Origin of the sequence: Rhodococcus ruber, from assembly GCF_027270735.1 — a bacterium.
Classification (GTDB): Bacteria; Actinomycetota; Actinomycetes; order Mycobacteriales; family Mycobacteriaceae; genus Rhodococcoides; species Rhodococcoides rubrum_A.
Map to the genome: position 1 here is coordinate 331,317 of NZ_JAPWIJ010000003.1, position 17,391 is coordinate 348,707.

Below are 17,391 nucleotides of genomic sequence, written 5' to 3' on the forward strand. Positions count from 1 at the left end.
ACGTGCGGCGCTTACTTCTTCGGCAGTTTCAGCTGAGAGAGATCGATACCCTCGAGCCCCGGTGGCAACTGGTCGAGGCCCTTGGGCATGGACGACAGATCGGGCATTCCTGCTGGCATACCGCCCGGCATTCCGGGGAATCCACCGCGGATCTTCGGCTGTGTCGGGCCACGAGCACCCTTCTTGCCTTTCTTGCCCTTCTTGTTGTTCCGCACCTGCTTGCGCGCGCCCGGCATACCCATGCGACCGGCCATCGCCGACATCATCTTGCGCGCCTCGAAGAATCGATCCACCAGCTGATTGACGTCGGACACCTTGACGCCCGAGCCGTTCGCGATACGAAGCCGCCGCGATGCGTTGATGATCTTCGGGTCGGTTCGCTCCTGCGGCGTCATGCCTCGGATGATCGCCTGAACGCGGTCGAGTTGCTTCTCGTCGACGTTGGCGAGTTCCTTCATCTGACCCGCACCGGGCAGCATGCCCAACAGATTCCCGATGGGCCCCATCTTGCGGACGGCCATCATCTGCTCGAGGAAATCGTCCAGCGTGAGCTGTCCCGAGCCGATCTTGTTGGCCGTCGCCTCGGCCTGCTCGGCATCGAAGTGCTGCTCGGCTTGTTCGATGAGGCTGAGAACGTCGCCCATACCGAGGATCCGGCTGGCCATGCGATCGGGGTGGAAGACGTCGAAGTCCTCGAGCTTCTCGCCGGTGGACGCGAACATGATGGGCTGACCGGTCACCTCGCGAACACTGAGTGCTGCGCCACCACGAGCGTCGCCGTCGAGCTTGGTGAGCACGACGCCGGTGAAGCCGACTCCGTCGCGGAACGCCTCGGCGGTGCTGACGGCATCCTGACCGACCATGGCGTCGAGAACGAACAAGGTTTCGTCCGGCTCCACTGCATCGCGAATCCCAGCGGCCTGGCTCATCAGTTCGGTGTCGATACCGAGGCGGCCGGCGGTATCGACGATGACCACGTCGTACTGCTTGCTTCGCGCCTCGGCGATACCGGCCCGCGCGACCTCGACGGGATCCGCAGCCGAGACACCGAGTGCGTTGTCACCGCCGCCGATCGACGTGCCGGGATGCGGCGCGAACACGGCTGCGCCCGCGCGCTCGCCCACGATCTGGAGCTGGCTGACGGCACCGGGGCGTTGCAGGTCGCATGCGACGAGCAACGGAGTGTGACCCTGGCCCTTGAGCCATTTGGCCAGCTTGCCTGCCAGTGTCGTCTTACCCGACCCCTGCAGGCCGGCGAGCATGATCACCGTGGGCGGATTCTTGGCAAAGACGAGTCTGCGGGTCTCGCCGCCGAGGATGCCGACGAGTTCCTCGTTGACGATCTTGACTACCTGCTGCGCCGGGTTGAGCGCGCCAGATACCTCGGCACCTTTGGCGCGGACCTTGATGCGGTTGATGAACTCCCGCACGACGGGCAGGGCCACGTCCGCTTCGAGCAGGGCCAGTCGGATCTCGCGGGCCGTGGCGTCGATATCCGCACCGGACAGTCGACCTTTGCCACGCAGGTCCTTGAGAGTCCCGGCCAACCTGTCGGAAAGGGATTCGAACACCTAATGCACTCCTGAGCTAGCCGATCACCGAAAACGAGCCGAATCCGGCACGGTCACCAGACTAGCGCCAGCACGACCTGTCGTCGCTGGGGCGTGCAGCAGCCGTGTCGTTCGCCGGACGGACGTGTCGTTCGGAGATGCAGCCGGGTCAGGCGTTGCGCGCGGAATCGTTCCACGTCACTGCCACTCCCCGCGTCGAGAGCCACGATGCGGGATCGACCTTGACGCCGGAGGGATCGTGCACCTCGAAGTGCAGGTGCGGACCGGTGGATTGGCCACGATTGCCCACCGTGGCGATCTGCTCGCCGGCCGACACATGCTGACCGGGCTGCACCGAGAAATCGTTGACGTGTCCGTAGATCGTCTCGGTGCCGTCGTCGTGCTGCACCTTCACCCAGAGACCGAACCCGGATGCCGGGCCCGCGTCGGACACCGTGCCGTCGGCGGCCGCGTAGATGGGAGTCCCGATGGGTGCAGCGATGTCGAGGCCGCTGTGCTGGGCACCCCATCGCGACCCGAAATTGGACGTCAGCACGCCCGCGACGGGCTGGACCGTGTCCTTCTTCAGCGAACGCAGACTCTCGAGCGGTGACGCGCCGCCGGTACCCATCTGCCCCAGGCCCACGTCGTCGAGCCATTGTTGCGCTGCAGCACCGGGATCGGTCACTCCGAATGCAGCGAGCGGACCGGGGCTCGGTGCAGTGCCGGGCTCCGCTGCCGGTGCGGCCTCGGACGGCATCGACTGCGACGGTGCCGGCTGCGACGGGGGTGCCGACTGTGGCGGGAGGAACTGTGGGGGTACGAACTGCGGGACCTCGAACTGCGGGACCTCGAACTGCGGGGGCACGAACTGCGGAGGTACGAACTGGGGTAGCTCGAATCCCGCGGGCAGCAGCCCCTCCGGGACGGCAAAGGGAAAACCTGCGGCGGGCGGCTCGGGGATCGGGGCGGCACCCGCGGTGCCTGCCCCCATCGATGTCGCGCCGACGACGATCGCACCCGTAGCCGCAACGATTGTTGCGGCCCGTCGACCGGTATCCGGGGTCACTTCTGCGGCTCGGTGTTTGCCGGGCGTCGCATCCGTTGCTGTGTCGGCCGGTGTGTAGATGTTCGACCGTCGGTGGGATCCCACAGTTGGTGCCTCTCGCATTAGCAGCAGTGGAGCCTGCACGAAGAACTCGCGCCGTTCGAGCAGTGGAGCCTGCAGAAACGTCTCATTGTTTCGGCAGTACGGAGTCTGCAGAAGTGACCTCGCCGAGCCCTCCTGCGTGTGGTGACGAACATAACAAATTGATATCGGAGGTAAACCCACCGGCCGTAAGTTCGTGAGAAGTCACCATGGAGTGTCGGTTTGCGGTTGTGTTCCGACCACCTGTCAGGTGCCCTCGGGCTTCTCCGGCGGCTTGGGCGGTTCCGGGGCCGGTACCACCGCGAGTAGCGCTCGTTCGAGATCCTCTCGGACTGCCCTGCTGTCCGCTCCCGCCAGGTCGATGCAGAAGGAATCGACCACCGAGCTGCCCAGTGTCGAAACTCGAGCCCAACGGATGTCGGATCCATGCTGTTCGATGGCACTGGCCAGTCGGCAGAGAAGACCGAGCCGGTCTTCTGCTCGTAGTTCGAGCACAACCTGACCTGGTTCGTGGTCGTCGAACCACAGCACCCGAGGCGGGGCCTGAGCGTAGAGAACCGGCACTGCCGAATCCTCGCCGTCGTCCTCGACGGTCTCGGCTCTGGCGTCGCGTTCCTTGGCGTCGAGTACCGCGACGAGGTCGAGTTCTCCGGCCTGAGCGCGGATGATCTCCTGTCGGAGCAGACCGGCCTGTGGCGGAGCTCCGAACAGCGGTGCTACATCGAACGAGTTGATCGCCGAACCCTCGTGACTGCCCAGCGAAGCCGAGAGCACACGCAGCGAGTGCAGCGCCAGAACTCCTGCAGCGTCCGACAGCAGTCCCGGAGTGTCGGGTGCCACGACCGTGACGACGAAGGTGTGGAGCCCATCGGTCGGCGCGATGTCGACGTGCACACCTCCCCGCGCGGCCAGCTCGATGTGGGCCGGGTCGAGTGGATCCGGGGATGGCAGAGACTCCCCCGCCATCACCAATCGACAGCGCCGCACGAGCTCGCGAATGAGCGACGCCTTCCAGTCCCCCCAGACTCCCGGACCCGTGGCGAGCGAATCCGCCTCGGCGAGAGCATGAAGCAGCTCGAGCAGGATGGTGTCGGCACCGAGCGCGTCGACGACGGTCTGCACGGTCGCAGGGTCGTCGAGGTCACGCCGGGTGGCGGTCTCCGGCAGCAGCAGGTGATACCTCACCATCGACGTCAGCAGCGCTACATCGGACGGCCACAGCCCGAGCCTGTTACCGATCTGGATTGCGAGATCTGCACCGACGACGCTGTGGTCACCACCGCGCCCCTTACCTATGTCATGTATCAGCGCACCGAGAACCAGCAGATCCGGACGCGCAACTCTGGTGGTCAATGCGCTTGCGTAGGCAGCAGTTTCGACCAGATGCCGATCGACGGTCCACGTGTGCACCGCATCTCGCGGCGGTAGGTCGCGCACTGCGCCCCACTCCGGAATGAGTCGGCCCCACAAACCGGTTCGATCGAGCGCTTCGATGGCCGCGATGGCTTTGCGGCCCGATCCGAGCAACACGAGCAGATCGTTCAGGGCCTCCTTCGGCCAGGGCTCGCGGAGTTCGGGTGCGCTGTCCGACAACCGGTTGAGCGTCGATGCCGACATCGGCATTCCGGTCTGCGCCGATGCCGCGGCGACGCGCATGATCAGTCCCGGATCCTTGTTCGGTCGCGCGTCACGGGCGAGCACCACCTCACCGGCGTGTTCGACGACCCCCTCGTCCAGCGGACGACGAACCGGCACTCGACGCAGACGTGAAAGGCCTTTTCTCGGAAGCGAATTGCCGGCAGTGCGCAATCCGACGTCCACCGAGTAGCTGATGGTACGAGCCGAATCGCTCAGCATGCGTGCAAGATCGAAGCGATCGCCGATGCGGAGGGCGGCACCGATTTCATCGGCGTCCTGCGCGCGCAGTTGATCCCGCGCTCGGCCGGCAACACGGTGCAGTTCTGTGCGAACGTCCAGAAGTCTTCCGTGCGCGAATGCCAAACCGCCACCGGGCGATTCGGGTCCGAGACCGGGCATTCCGTCGGTGAGCTGGGCAATGGAGAGGGCATCGAGAAGCTGTACGTCACGCAATCCGCCGCGGCCACTCTTGAGCTCGGGCTCGGCGCGGTGCGCTATTTCGCCGCTACGTGCCCACCGGCCGCGGGTCTGTTCGATCAGCTCGTCGAAGCGTCCGCGAATTCCGGTGCGCCACTGGCGACGTACGCCGCCGATGAGCAGATTGCTCAACTCGACGTCGCCGGCGATATGGCGGGCCTCGAGCATCCCGAGCGATGCCGTCAGATCGGCCGCGGCTACCTGTAGAGCCTGCGGCACCGTGCGCACACTGTGATCGAGCTTGATATGGGCGTCCCACAATGGGTACCAGAGCTTGTCGGCGACGTCGGCCACGATTCGCGGTTCGAGATCGTCGTGCAGCAGTATCAGATCCAGATCCGAGTACGGCAGCAGTTCGCGGCGCGCCAGACCGCCGACAGCGACGATCGCAAAGCCCGAGTCCGGTTTGATCCCCAGCTCGGCGCCTTTGGTGGTCAGCCAGAACTCATGGAGATCGACCAGAGCCTGCCTCAGCGACGGAGCGTCGAGGCGACGGTTGCGCGTGCCGCCCTCGAGTAGTTGTTTTCTGGCGCGAGCGAGATCTGCTGCAGCATCGCTCGTGCCCTTCGATGCGGAGCCCGTGGAGACCGAAGGCCCCGATCCTGACGCTTTCGCGCCAGAACCGGGGCCTCCGGCCCGAGACCCTTTGGGGTCAGAGTGCATCGGCGCCACGTTCTCCGGTGCGGACTCGGATGACCGAATCGACCGGGGAAACCCAGACCTTGCCGTCACCGATCTTGCCGGTGCGAGCAGCCTCGACGATGACCTCGACGACCTTCTCGACAGCAGCGTCGTCGACGACTACCTCGACACGCACCTTCGGAACGAAGTCGACCGAGTACTCCGCGCCTCGGTACACCTCGGTGTGGCCCTTCTGACGGCCGTAACCCTGAACCTCACTGACGGTCATTCCGAGTACGCCGGCCTGCTCCAGCCCCGTCTTGACGTCCTCCAGGGTGAACGGTTTGACGATTGCCGTGATCAGCTTCATTTTTGATTCCCTTCACAAGACCTCGAGTGCCCGTTGTCGTACGGTGCAGCGTTCACATCTATCTCTACCTTGTCAGGCGAAATCATATGCAGTCTCAGCGTGCTCGGCTTCGTCGATGCCATTGGCCTCTTCCTCGTCCGATACGCGCCAGCCGAGAGGCTTGAGCGCGAACGCGATCACCGCGGTGACGATGGCGGTGAAGATCAGCGCGAACAATGCGATGACGATCTGCACCACGAGCTGCTTGTAGTCACCGCCGTAGAAGAGACCGGTCTCGGAGCCGAGGAAACCGATTCCGATGGTTCCCCACAAGCCTGCGACGAGGTGCACGCCGACGACGTCGAGCGAATCGTCGTAGCCGAACTTGAACTTCAGGCCGACTGCCAGAGCAGAGAGAACACCGGCGATGACGCCGAGGATCATCGCGCCGACAGGCGTCAGTGCGCCTGCTGCCGGGGTGATGGCAACCAGACCGGCGACGATGCCCGAGGCAGCGCCGAGGCTGGTGGCGTGCCCGTCACGGATTCGCTCGGTGATGAGCCAGCCCGCGATGGCAGCTGCGGTAGCGGCCGTGGTGTTGACCCATGCCACGCCGGCGATGCCGTCGGCTGCGAATGCGGAGCCTGCGTTGAATCCGAACCAACCGAACCACAGCAGTGCAGCACCGAGCATGACGAACGGCAGGTTGTGCGGGCGGTAGGCGACCTTGCCGAATCCGGCACGCTTGCCGATGATGATCGCCAGAATCAGGCCCGCGATACCGGCGTTGATGTGCACGACCGTGCCACCCGCGAAGTCGATGGGAGCCACGTTGGCGACAGTGTCACCATCGTCGTTGACCATCGTTCCGAAAATCTTTGCCGCCAGACCCTTCTCGGATCCGGAGAGCAGTCCGCCGCCCCACACCATGTGCGCCAGAGGGAAGTACGCGAGGGTGACCCAGATGCCGGCGAAGGCCAGCCAGGTGCCGTACTTGACGCGGCCGGCGATGGAACCGCTGATCAGTGCGACCGTGATGATCGCGAAGGTGACCTGGAAGGCCACATCGATGATGTTGGCGTATCCCCATGCACCGGCGATGTAGTTACCGTCGACATCGGTGATCGAATCCTTGAGTCCGAAGAACTCGAACGGGTTGGCGAACACCCCGCCGATGTCCTGCGTTCCGTAGGACATCGACCAACCCCATAGGAAGTAGATGATCGAGACGACGGCCATTGCTCCGAACGACATCATCATCATGTTCAACACGGACTTCGACTGCGACATACCGCCGTAGAAGAACGCCAAGCCCGGCGTCATCAGCAGTACCAGCGATGCTGCAATCAGCATCCACGCGGCGTTGCCGGAGTTGGCCAACATATCCTCGGGACTCACGTACACCCTCCATTCTCCTGCACACCGGTTGGCGCGCCGTTACGCAAGAAGACTGGTTTCACGAAGTTTCATCCGTGACACTCGGGTGTTTCGGACATGTGAACGCATGACCGAATTCTGTTGCAAAAAGGTTTCGTGCTGGCGTTTGTGCTTTTCGCCCGGTTCGCGGGCAACCCCGAGGGTTCGATCAGCCGAGCAGCGCGTCGACGAACGCTCCCGGCTCGAACGGAGCCAAATCGTCGGCACCCTCACCGAGACCGACGAGCTTGACGGGCACTCCGAGTTCACGCTGCACCTGAAAAACGATGCCACCCTTCGCGGTTCCATCGAGCTTGGTCAGCACGACTCCGGTGATGTCGACGATCTCAGCGAAGACACGTGCCTGTGTCAGCCCGTTCTGGCCGACGGTCGCATCGAGAACGAGCAGAACGTCGTCGACGTGGGCCCGCTTCTCGATGACACGCTTGACCTTGCTCAGCTCGTCCATCAGACCCGATTTGGTGTGCAGACGTCCCGCCGTGTCGACCAGAACCACGTCGACACCGTTCTCGATTCCCTTGCTCACTGCGTCGAATGCGACAGCAGCCGGATCTGCGGCCTCCTTGCCGCGCACCACCTCGGCACCGACTCGCTCGGCCCAGGTCTGCAACTGGTCTGCGGCAGCCGCGCGGAACGTGTCGGCGGCACCGAGCAACACTCGTCGCCCGTCGGCGACCAGAACGCGAGCAAGCTTGCCGGTGGTCGTCGTCTTGCCTGTGCCGTTGACTCCGACCACCAGCAGCACGGCAGGCGCACCGTCGTGTGGAAGCGCCCGAATCGACCGATCGAACTCGGGATGAAGTTGCGCAACAAGAATCTCGCGCAGAAGTGCTCGCGCGTCGGACTCGGTACGGATACTGCGCGCCGCCATCTGCTCGCGCAGTGTGCGCATGATCTCCGCGGTGGTCGCAGAACCGATATCGGCGATCAGCAGGGTGTCCTCCACCTCTTCCCAGGAATCCTCGTCCAGGTCACCGCCGCCGAGCAATCCGAGCAAGCTCTTGCCCACAGCGGACTGAGACCGCGCCAGGCGACCGCGGAGCCGGTCCAACCGGCCCTCGGTTGGATCGATGGTGTCCAGTCGAGGAGCAGGAGCCTCGGCGTCCAGGGCGGGTTCCGGCACTGCGGGCTCGGCGGGCTCGACAACCGGCACCGCAGGCTCGACGACCGGTGCCTCGGGTTCGAGCACCTCCGGCTCGTCCTGGGTGGGCGTGGGTGCCACCGGCGTCGGCTCGACCGGGGAGGTCTCGACGGGCTCCGGGGTAGGCGGAACGGGCTTCGGGGCGGGTGGAACGGGCTTCGGGGCAGGCGCGACCGGCTCGGCGGTCGCCGTGCCCTGGCTGAACGAGAAACCACTGCCCGCCGTGTAGCCACCGGATCTGTCCTTGGTGGCCGCGTCCTCGATCCGCGCCGCCTCGTCCGACTTGAGCGACACTCTCCGCCGACGGGACAGCACCAGCCCGACGACGAGAACGACCAGTAGGACAGCGGCGATCGCCGCGACGATGATCCACGCTTGGTTACTCACGTACCCCATCCTGTCAGGCGTTCACGGCCGCTCGTCACCGGTGGTGCTCCGCCCGAGAAAAGCACTGTCCCCCACCCGAGCCGTGTCGATAGCATCTGAAGTCATGGAGTGGACAACGGTGCGCGACGCCGACCGATTGACGGAGATGTTCGGCCAACCGAGCTTTCGAGCCGCGAACAAGGACCGCAGCACGCTGCACCCGCTGGACGTGCAATGGCTCGCTGCCTCGCCTTTCTGCCTGATGGGTACCTCGGACGCGAGTGGACGATGCGACGTCTCCCCCAAGGGTGACCCGCCCGGCAGCCTGGTCCACGTCATCGACGACGCCACTATCGCTCTTGCCGAACGTCCCGGAAATCGTCGGATGGACGGCTACCGGAACATACTCGAGAACCCGTTCGTCGGACTGAACTTCTTCGTGCCGGGGCGGGGTGACACTCTGCGCATCGCCGGTCGCGCATCGCTGGTCACCGATGCACCGTTCTTCGACGAATTGCAGGTCAAGGGCCACCGACCGATCATGTGTCTCGTCGTCGAGATAGAGCAGGTGTTCCACCACTGTGCCAAGGCGTTCATGCGGTCCAAGTTGTGGCAGCCGGAGACGTGGGATGCGGAGTCCATTCCCGATGTCGCGACCTTGACGAAAGCGTTGATTCCACAGGCCCCCGAGACCGTCGAGGAGCTGCGCGAATACTACGGGCCGTCCTACTCCGACCAGCTCTACCCGAAGCAATAGGCGAGACCGGACCTACGAGACTGCGTCCGGTTCGACCACGGGTGCTGTCTCCGGCTCGGCTACATCCACCGCGACACGTTCTCGGTTCAGTCGCTGCGAGATGACCGTGGTGATGCCGTCACCGCGCATGCTGACGCCGTACAACGCATCGGCCACTTCCATCGTCGGCTTCTGGTGCGTGATGACGATCAACTGCGACTTCTCGCGGAGCTGCTCGAACAACCCGATCAGTCGACGCAGGTTCGTGTCGTCCAGCGCTGCTTCGACCTCGTCCATGACGTAGAACGGCGACGGCCGGGCTCGGAAGATGGCCACCAACATGGCCACCGCAGTCAGCGACTTCTCACCGCCCGAGAGCAACGACAACCGCTTGACCTTCTTGCCGGGTGGGCGCGCCTCGACCTCGATTCCGGTGGTGAGCATGTCCGACGGGTCGGTCAGGATCAGCCGTCCTTCGCCGCCGGGAAAGAGTTTGGCGAACACGCCGGTGAATTCTCTTTCGACGTCCAGCCAGGCCTCGGTGAAGACCTGCAGGATGCGGTCGTCGACGTCGGCGACCACGCCGAGCAAGTCCTTGCGCGCGGACTTGACGTCCTCGAGTTGAGTGGACAAGAAGTTGTAGCGCTCTTCGAGGGCTGCGAACTCCTCGAGAGCCAGGGGGTTCACCTTGCCGAGTGTGGCGAGATCGCGTTCGGCGCGTTTGGCCCGCTGCTCCTGGGTGGCGCGATCGAACGGCATCGGCGCGGGGGCCACGACCTGCTCACCGCGTTCCTTGGCGGCCTCGTACTCTGCCATCTCGAGCTCGGTCGGGGGCAGCGTCGCATCGGGGCCGTACTCGGCCACCAGATCGTCGAGGCCGATCCCGTGTTGTTCGAGAATCGTCGTTTCGAGCTGTTCGATGCGCAGTGCAGCCTGCGCACGGGCGACCTCGTCCCGGTGGACGGCGTCGGTGATCGACGCGAGCTGCCCCTGCAGGGCCCGAACCTGCTCCTTGACCTTGTCGAGTTCGATTGTGCGCGTGGCACGTTCGGCGGAGAGCTCATCGCGCCTTCGGGCGGCAGCAGCCACCACCGAGGCCAATCGAGCAGCGAGGTCCTCACCCGATTCGCCGACGGCAGCAGCCACTGCGGCCGCGTGTCGCCGGGCTGCGCCTTCGCGTTCGGCTCGTGCCCTGGCCTCGCGCTCGGCTCGCGCCGCCCGGCGCAGCGAATCGGCTCGGCCCCGCACCGACTGCGCGCGCTCCTCGGCGGTTCGTACGTTCAGTCGCGCCTCGACCTCCACCGCGCGCACTTCGGTCAGTGCCGCAGCCGCCATCTCGCGCTCCATGGTGGTCGCCGCGTCGCCGCTCTCGCCGTCTCCCGCGAAACCGTTCTGTTCGTCCTCTGCCGTCCGCAGACTGTCCTCGAGCTCGGCCAGTCGCTCGATCGCTTCTTCGCGACTCGCTTCGGCGGAACTGCGCTGCGTCGTCAAGCGCGCGGATTCTGCGTGCGCAGAACGCGCCAGCTGCCCCAAGCGGCCCAACTGCTCGTACACAGCGGCCATGGCAGCATCGGATTCGTTCAGGGCTGCAAGCGCCTGCTCGGCCGATTCACGCCGGTCGCGCTGCTCCGCCAACGCGCCCGAGAGCGCGGCGTCGAGCTCCTCTGCCCGGCGTACGGCCGCCGTCAGCTCCACCGTCGACGTATCGATCGCCGACTGCACTTCCAGGGTGCTGGGTCGACGGTCCGATCCGCCGGTCACCCAGCCCGACTCGACGACGTCGCCGTCCTTGGTCACGGCACGCAATTCACTCGAATCCGAGACGAGCCGGTGCGCCTCGTCGATCGAGTCGACAACCACCACACCGTCGAGCAATGCCGCCATCGCCCCGGCCAACCGATCCGGATACTCGATCAGGTCGAGTGCCCATCGAGCACCGTTCGTCAGCGTAGGCCGTTGAATCGGTTGTGCTGCAACGGTATTGCCGTGCACGATGGACGCGCGACCGCCGTCGGCAGCGCGTAGGGCCAGCACGGCAGCGCGCGCAGCATCGAACGATTCGGCGTGCGCAGCATCGGCCGCCGGCCCCATGGCGACGGCCACCGCTATCTCGTACCCCGGCTCGACCGTGAGATGGCCGGCGAGCAGACCGGACAGACCGTCCTGATGGTTCTCCACCAGCCACCCGGCACCGTCCTTGCGTTCGAGGCCCATGGTGAGCGCCTCGATCCTGGCCTCGAACGATGCCACCCTCTTACCCGCGATGCGCTCTTCGGCCTGCAATTCCGATACCCGGGCGTCGGCATGGCGTAATGCGGCGACCGCTCGTTCGTAATGAGTGTCGAGGCTGAGCTCGCTGGCGTCGAGGGTGCCGATCTGATCCTGGACGCTCTCGAACTCACGTTGAGCCGACTCGCCGCGTTCTCTGGCCTCGTCGATGGCCACCGAGAGCCGCGCCACTTCGGCGTCGATGGACTCGACCTTGGTTCTGAAAGTGTCGACTCGACCGGACAAGCGCGCGAATCCTTCGCGGCGGTCGGCAACCGCGCGGACAGCGGCGAGGTGGGCACGCTCGGCGGCCGATGCAGCAGCCTCGCGCTCGGCGAGCTGCTCGCGGGCCGCTTCGAGGGTTTCCCGCGCCATCTCGACGGCCTCGACGAGTTCCATTTCTTCCTCGGCGACGCGCTCGGCCTGTGCTTCGAGCTCGTCCGGATCCTGCCCGCGACCGGTGCTCTGGACGGCGTCCAGATGCCGAGCACGTTCGTGCGCGATGCGTACCGTCGCATTCACGCGTTCGGCCAACGCGGAGAGTCGAAACCACGTCTGCCCGGCCGCTTCGGCGCTCGGTGTCAGCCGCGCCACCGCCTGCTCGTGTTCCGCCAGCGCTACGGTTCCGGCTTCGAGGGCATCCTGCACCATCGCGTACTGCTCGCGAGCCGCTTCCTCGTCCTGGGTCTGATTCGCGAATTCTTCCCGTCTGGCCACCAGGTCGTCGGCCACCAACCGCAGCCGCGCGTCACGCAGATCTGCCTGAACGGTCTGTGCACGACGCGCGACCTCGGCCTGCCTGCCCAGTGGCTTGAGTTGACGGCGCAATTCGGTTGTGAGATCCGTCAACCGCGCGAGATTGGCCTGCATCGCGTCGAGCTTGCGAACGGCCTTTTCCTTGCGCTTGCGGTGCTTGAGCACCCCGGCAGCTTCTTCGATGAAGGCCCGCCGGTCCTCGGGACGCGATTCCAGGATCGCCGCCAGCCGACCCTGACCGACGATCACGTGCATCTCGCGGCCGATGCCGGAGTCGCTGAGCAACTCCTGGACGTCCATCAACCGGCACGAGCTGCCGTTGATCTCGTATTCACCGGCGCCGTCCCGGAACATGCGTCGGGTGATCGAGACCTCGGAGTAGTCGATCGGCAGCGCGCCGTCCGAGTTGTCGATGGTCAGAGTCACCTCGGCACGACCGAGCGGTGCGCGGCCGGACGTACCCGCGAAGATGACGTCCTCCATCTTCCCGCCGCGCAACGCCTTGGCACCTTGTTCGCCCATCACCCAGGTCAGAGCGTCCACAACGTTGGATTTACCGGAGCCGTTGGGGCCGACCACACAGGTGATTCCAGGCTCGAAACGAAGAGTCGTCGCCGAAGCAAAGGACTTGAAGCCCTTGAGCGTCAGACTCTTGAGATACATAGCGTCCGTACTTTACCGGTAGCACGCAGCGATGTGCGCCGAGCCGTACGCGGGCGGCGGCTCGTCACCGTTCCACGAAGCCCGTGAGGCCGCCGCGGGCGCCCTCCCAACTCTCGACGACCAGGGTGACCGTGCCCGGGGTGCCGCCGCCTCGAAGCAATTCCAGGAGTGCGTCGAGGCGCTGACGCGGGCCCTCGGCTATCACCAGAACACGTCCATCCGCGTGGTTGGTTGCATGCCCGACCAACCCCAGCTCCAGCGCACGCGAGCGAGTCCACCAACGAAACCCGACCCCCTGAACAAGGCCGTGCACCCATGCCGTCAGTCGTTCGTCCGTCATACGGGACTCATCTTTCGGACTGTTCCGTCGAAACTCGTGGCGTACAACGCCTCCGAATCGAATCCGACTCCGCCGAAGGCAGCCGACGAGGTCAACGGCACTCCCGTCGCGATGACACAGGACGATCCGGACTCGGGATCGACACGGACTATCCTGCCCGCGAGATTCTGTGCGAGATAGACCGTTCCGTCGTCGGCCACGGTCAGATCGTCCGACATCGTCAGCGGTCCGATTCCGTCGACGCGAATGCGCGTGGACGGCCCGGCCGGGTCCTGCTCGTCGAGCACGGTCACCGTCGTTTCCGGATCGAACGTACTGGCCACGTACATCTTTCCGCCGCCGATACCGATGCCGTTCGCCGAACCCAGATCGGTACGCACCGTCGACACCGCGCCTTCGGTGGTAATGCGAGTGAGCCCCGACGCGCCACCGAGATTGCGGGTGGTGAACAGGTCGCCGGTGGCGGAGCGCGCCAGGCCGTTGGGCATGGTCAGGCCCGACGCGTACGTCGATCTGGCACCCGTGCCGAGATCGATCTTCTCGATCGTTCCGGTCTGCATGCCGAGAAGTCCTGCGGCAGCGCTGTTTCCGGTCGTGAAGAACAGAGTGTCGCCGTCCCGTACCAATCCGCCGGGTGACTCGACGCCCGACACGAGAGTGCCCCGGTCCCCGTTCGGTGCGACGGTACGCAGAGCGCCCGGTCCGATCGGCGAAGTCTCGGAGACGATCATCGAGCCTCTGCCGTCGAATTCCAGATTCTCGAGCAGCCCGAATCCCGATGCCACCGTGCTCACCGACCACGGACTGCAGGTGCTCGACGCGTCCGCGGTGGGAGACAGGGCAACCGACGCAGCGAGAACAAGGCCCGCCACGACGGCGGCTGCCCCCACCTTCATCAGGCGTCCACGTCGATGTCCAGGTTGATCGTCGTACCGGCTTTCAGGGTCCGACCCACCGTGCAGACCTTGTCGATCGCTCGCTCGACGACGGTGAGCAGTCGCTGCTGCGCGTCGGGGTCCATCGCGCTGATGTCGACGCGGAGGATCTCGTTCAGTTCCGGATAGAGCTCGTTCTCACGATCTGCTGCACCGGACACTTCGACGGTGGCGGAGTAGTCGTCCCCCAGTCGACGCGAGAGTGGTACGTCCGAGCTCATACCGGTGCACGCTGCGAGCGCGATCTTGAGCAGCTCGCCGGGAGTGAAAACGCCCTCGACCGACTCGGAACCGATGAGTACTTCGGCTCCTCGCGAGCTGCGGCCGGTGTAGCGACGGGTGCCTGTGCGCTCGACCCAGAGGTTGGTCGGCGTGCTCTGTTCTGCCATGACCGAAATACTAGGCGGGCGGTTCAGGAGTGGAGCCTGCGGAATGACCTGTGCGCTGTCAGGTCCGGATGTGTCGGGGTCGCGGCTGGCAGGTGGGGCAGCTGAACGAGGAGCGGTTCATGAATCTCTCGCGCCTGATCGGTGCTCCACATCGTGAACAGGGCAGGCCTTCCTGTCCGTAGGCATCGAGCGACCTGTCGAAGTAGCCGGACTGTCCGTTGACGTTGACGTACAGCGCATCGAACGAGGTACCTCCCTGCGCCAGGGCCTCCCCCATCACCGCGTGCACGGCGGTCAGCAGTCGACGAAGAGCAGGCCGGGTCAACGTTTCCGCGATGCGGTTGCCGTGAATTTTCGCCCGCCACAGAGCCTCGTCTGCGTATATGTTGCCCACGCCCGACAGCACGGTCTGATCGAGGAGAGCCCGCTTGATCTCGGTGTGCTTGCCGCGCAACACGTTCACCACGGATTCCGCGTCGAACAGTGGGTCGATCGGGTCTCGTGCGATATGGGCCACCGGTTCGGGTACCGGTGTACCGTCCACCGTCACGATCGGGGCGAGTGCCCAGCCGCCGAATGTTCGCTGGTCGACGAACCGAAGATCGGTACCGTCGTCGAGTCGTGCCCGAATCCGCAGGTGCTTCTCGTCCGGCGCGGACGGCGGCTGCACCAGCATCTGTCCGCTCATACCCAGGTGCACGACAGTAGCGAAGTCGCCGGGCTCCATCACCAGCCACAGATACTTCCCACGGCGCCGGGCCGAGGAGACGCGCTGACCCCGCAGCTGACCGATCAGATCGAGGCCACCGAGATCGTGTCGACGCACGGCACGGGGGTGCAGTACCTCCACCGAGTCGATGGTCTTGCCCACCACGTGGGATTCCAGACCGAGCCTGACGACTTCGACCTCGGGCAGTTCGGGCATCAGGAAGGGTTGGTCGAGGGCACGTCAGCTACGGCAATATCGTTGCCCGACAGCGCATTCCACGCCAAACTGGCGGCCTTCTGCTCGGCTTCCTTCTTCGATCGACCGACTCCGACGCCCCGAGGAAATCCACCGATCAATACGGTGGCAGTGAATTCTTTGTCGTGGTCGGGCCCGGTGGACGCAATCTCGTACGCGGGGACGCCGAGGGCGCGTTCTGCAGTCAATTCCTGCAGGCTCGTCTTCCAGTCCAACCCCGCACCGAGCTTGGGAGCACGGTCCAACAGGCCGGCGAACAGTGTGAGAACGACGGTGCGAGCGACGTCGATGCCGTGTTGGAGGTGAATCGCACCCAGCATCGATTCCATACCGTCCGCCAGAATGCTCGGCTTGTCGCGTCCGCCGGTCTGCTCCTCGCCTTTGCCCAGCAGCAGATGCCGACCCAAACCGCCGTCGCCGAGACCGCGCGCTACCTCCGCCAATGCGTGCATGTTCACCACACTCGCCCGAATTTTGGCCAGTTGGCCCTCGGACTTGGTGGGGTGCACCGCGTAGAGATGCTCCGTCACCGCCAGGCCGAGCACCGAATCGCCCAGGAACTCGAGGCGCTCGTTGGTAGGAAGACCACCGTGCTCGTAGGCGAACGAACGATGAGTCAGAGCCAGTGTCAACAGCGGTTCCGACAGAGAGACACCGATAGCGGCGAGGAGCGACTCTCGGTCGTCCCCGCCGCTGACGGCAGTAGAACTATTCTTCTGTGAATCGTTGTTGTGCCGATCCACTACTTCGTTGGTCACAGGAGCGGGAATCAGACCGCTGCGACGACCTGGCGGCCCTTGTAGGTACCGCACGAAGGGCACGCGATGTGGGGCAAGGTCTTCTCGCCGCACCCACGGTTGGGGCACGTCACGAGGGTGGGCGCAGTGGTTTTCCACTGTGCACGACGCGACCTCGTGTTGGAACGCGACATTTTGCGCTTCGGGACAGCCACTTACTTCTCCTCGGCTTCGTTGTTCACAAGTTCTGTGCTCGGTTCTGGATCCACGCCAAATTTGGCTGCAAGTCCAGCCCAGCGAGGATCAATTGTATCGTGACTGTGGCCGGATTCAGCAATCGCCAGGCGAACGCCGCATTCTGGGCACAATCCCTCGCACTCGTCACTGCAGACGGGGTGGAGTGGAAGCTCCAGACCGACCGCGTCGACGATGACGGGTTCGAGGTCTATCAGGTCGTCGACGATGCGGTGGATCTCGTCCGCATCCGTGGTCTCCTCGGTGATGCTGTTCGGGTAAGCGAACAGTTCGGTCAGGTAGACGTCGACGTTGCCGCTGACCGGATCGAGGCACCGCGTGCACTCGCCGGCAGTGGCAGCTCGTACGGAACCGGTGACGAGAACGCCCTCCGATACCGCCTGCAACTGCAGATCGAGCAAAACCGGAACTCCGGCTTCGATGGCGATCGCATCGAGGCCGATTCGGGAAGGAGCCGGAACCGTCCGCTCGACGGTCTTCGTCGACCCGGGTCGACGACCGAGGTTGAGGATGTCCAGAACGAATCCGTTGTCCAGTTCAGGACGGGTCGTTCTCTTGGGCGGGGGCACGGCTGATCTTCCTTACTGTCGGTATGCCTACCGTCGGTAAGCAACCCCAC

15 protein-coding genes are annotated in these 17,391 nt (G+C 64.9%); 1 reads left to right on the forward strand and 14 read right to left on the reverse strand.

Annotated features, from left to right (window positions below; genetic code table 11):
* Nucleotides 1–11 precede the first annotated feature (11 nt).
* From ffh to ftsY, 6 genes are all read right to left on the reverse strand, one after another.
* Complete coding sequence (gene ffh / locus O4220_RS08760; RefSeq protein WP_032403595.1) at nt 12–1,571, reverse strand: signal recognition particle protein; 1,560 nt, start codon at nt 1,569–1,571, stop codon at nt 12–14.
* Between the two features lie 148 nt (nt 1,572–1,719).
* A complete protein-coding gene (locus tag O4220_RS08765; protein ID WP_420030346.1) occupies nt 1,720–2,721 on the reverse strand; it encodes a M23 family metallopeptidase in 1,002 nt (333 codons plus the stop codon).
* A gap of 225 nt (nt 2,722–2,946) precedes the next feature.
* Entirely contained in the window at nt 2,947–5,478 is a 2,532-nt protein-coding gene (locus tag O4220_RS08770) for a [protein-PII] uridylyltransferase (RefSeq protein ID WP_269603232.1), read from the reverse strand.
* Nucleotides 5,468–5,806, reverse strand: coding sequence for a P-II family nitrogen regulator (locus O4220_RS08775; protein ID WP_019664269.1), 339 nt, complete (start codon nt 5,804–5,806; stop codon nt 5,468–5,470). The genes O4220_RS08770 and O4220_RS08775 overlap by 11 nt, the downstream gene beginning before the upstream one ends.
* 72 nt (nt 5,807–5,878) lie before the next feature.
* A complete protein-coding gene (locus tag O4220_RS08780; RefSeq protein ID WP_420030347.1) occupies nt 5,879–7,183 on the reverse strand; it encodes an ammonium transporter in 1,305 nt (434 codons plus the stop codon).
* 187 nt (nt 7,184–7,370) lie between these two features.
* Nucleotides 7,371–8,750, reverse strand: a complete 1,380-nt coding sequence (gene ftsY / locus O4220_RS08785; protein WP_420030348.1) for a signal recognition particle-docking protein FtsY — start codon at nt 8,748–8,750, stop codon at nt 7,371–7,373.
* Between the two features lie 103 nt (nt 8,751–8,853).
* Here ftsY and O4220_RS08790 point away from each other — a divergent pair, with 103 nt between their 5' ends.
* Nucleotides 8,854–9,486 carry an MSMEG_1061 family FMN-dependent PPOX-type flavoprotein gene (locus O4220_RS08790; protein WP_269603234.1) on the forward strand — a complete coding sequence of 211 codons (633 nt, stop codon included), beginning with the start codon at nt 8,854–8,856 and terminating at the stop codon, nt 9,484–9,486.
* Between the two features lie 12 nt (nt 9,487–9,498).
* On the opposite strand, the gene smc is transcribed toward O4220_RS08790, so the two are convergent.
* From smc to O4220_RS08830, 8 genes are all read right to left on the reverse strand, one after another.
* Nucleotides 9,499–13,152, reverse strand: a complete 3,654-nt coding sequence (smc, locus tag O4220_RS08795; protein ID WP_269603235.1) for a chromosome segregation protein SMC — start codon at nt 13,150–13,152, stop codon at nt 9,499–9,501.
* 64 nt (nt 13,153–13,216) lie between these two features.
* A complete protein-coding gene (locus tag O4220_RS08800) occupies nt 13,217–13,492 on the reverse strand; it encodes an acylphosphatase (protein ID WP_269603236.1) in 276 nt (91 codons plus the stop codon).
* On the reverse strand, nt 13,489–14,388 hold the full coding sequence (locus O4220_RS08805; protein WP_269603237.1) for an SMP-30/gluconolactonase/LRE family protein: 900 nt from the start codon (nt 14,386–14,388) through the stop codon (nt 13,489–13,491). Before O4220_RS08805 ends, O4220_RS08800 begins: the two co-directional genes overlap by 4 nt.
* Nucleotides 14,388–14,816 carry an OsmC family protein gene (locus tag O4220_RS08810; protein ID WP_269603238.1) on the reverse strand — a complete coding sequence of 143 codons (429 nt, stop codon included), beginning with the start codon at nt 14,814–14,816 and terminating at the stop codon, nt 14,388–14,390. The genes O4220_RS08805 and O4220_RS08810 overlap by 1 nt, the downstream gene beginning before the upstream one ends.
* 58 nt (nt 14,817–14,874) lie before the next feature.
* Nucleotides 14,875–15,741: a bifunctional DNA-formamidopyrimidine glycosylase/DNA-(apurinic or apyrimidinic site) lyase gene (mutM, locus tag O4220_RS08815; protein WP_269603239.1), complete on the reverse strand. Its 867-nt coding sequence runs from the start codon at nt 15,739–15,741 to the stop codon at nt 14,875–14,877.
* Nucleotides 15,741–16,523: a ribonuclease III gene (gene rnc / locus O4220_RS08820; RefSeq protein WP_420030366.1), complete on the reverse strand. Its 783-nt coding sequence runs from the start codon at nt 16,521–16,523 to the stop codon at nt 15,741–15,743. Before rnc ends, mutM begins: the two co-directional genes overlap by 1 nt.
* A gap of 26 nt (nt 16,524–16,549) precedes the next feature.
* Nucleotides 16,550–16,732, reverse strand: a complete 183-nt coding sequence (gene rpmF, locus O4220_RS08825; protein WP_032397784.1) for a 50S ribosomal protein L32 — start codon at nt 16,730–16,732, stop codon at nt 16,550–16,552.
* Nucleotides 16,733–17,341, reverse strand: coding sequence for a YceD family protein (locus tag O4220_RS08830; RefSeq protein ID WP_269603241.1), 609 nt, complete (start codon nt 17,339–17,341; stop codon nt 16,733–16,735).
* Between the last annotated feature and the right edge of the window lie 50 nt (nt 17,342–17,391).

Bases quoted from the DNA above. Each gene is read 5' to 3' on its own strand.
- O4220_RS08765 (WP_420030346.1), bottom strand. From the start codon at position 2,721: ATGCGAGAGGCACCAACTGTGGGATCCCACCGACGGTCGAACATCTAC.
- O4220_RS08770 (WP_269603232.1), bottom strand. From the start codon at position 5,478: ATGCACTCTGACCCCAAAGGGTCTCGGGCCGGAGGCCCCGGTTCTGGC.
- O4220_RS08775 (WP_019664269.1), bottom strand. From the start codon at position 5,806: ATGAAGCTGATCACGGCAATCGTCAAACCGTTCACCCTGGAGGACGTC.
- O4220_RS08790 (WP_269603234.1), top strand. From the start codon at position 8,854: ATGGAGTGGACAACGGTGCGCGACGCCGACCGATTGACGGAGATGTTC.
- smc (WP_269603235.1), bottom strand. From the start codon at position 13,152: ATGTATCTCAAGAGTCTGACGCTCAAGGGCTTCAAGTCCTTTGCTTCG.
- O4220_RS08800 (WP_269603236.1), bottom strand. From the start codon at position 13,492: ATGACGGACGAACGACTGACGGCATGGGTGCACGGCCTTGTTCAGGGG.
- O4220_RS08805 (WP_269603237.1), bottom strand. From the start codon at position 14,388: ATGAAGGTGGGGGCAGCCGCCGTCGTGGCGGGCCTTGTTCTCGCTGCG.
- O4220_RS08810 (WP_269603238.1), bottom strand. From the start codon at position 14,816: ATGGCAGAACAGAGCACGCCGACCAACCTCTGGGTCGAGCGCACAGGC.
- mutM (WP_269603239.1), bottom strand. From the start codon at position 15,741: ATGCCCGAACTGCCCGAGGTCGAAGTCGTCAGGCTCGGTCTGGAATCC.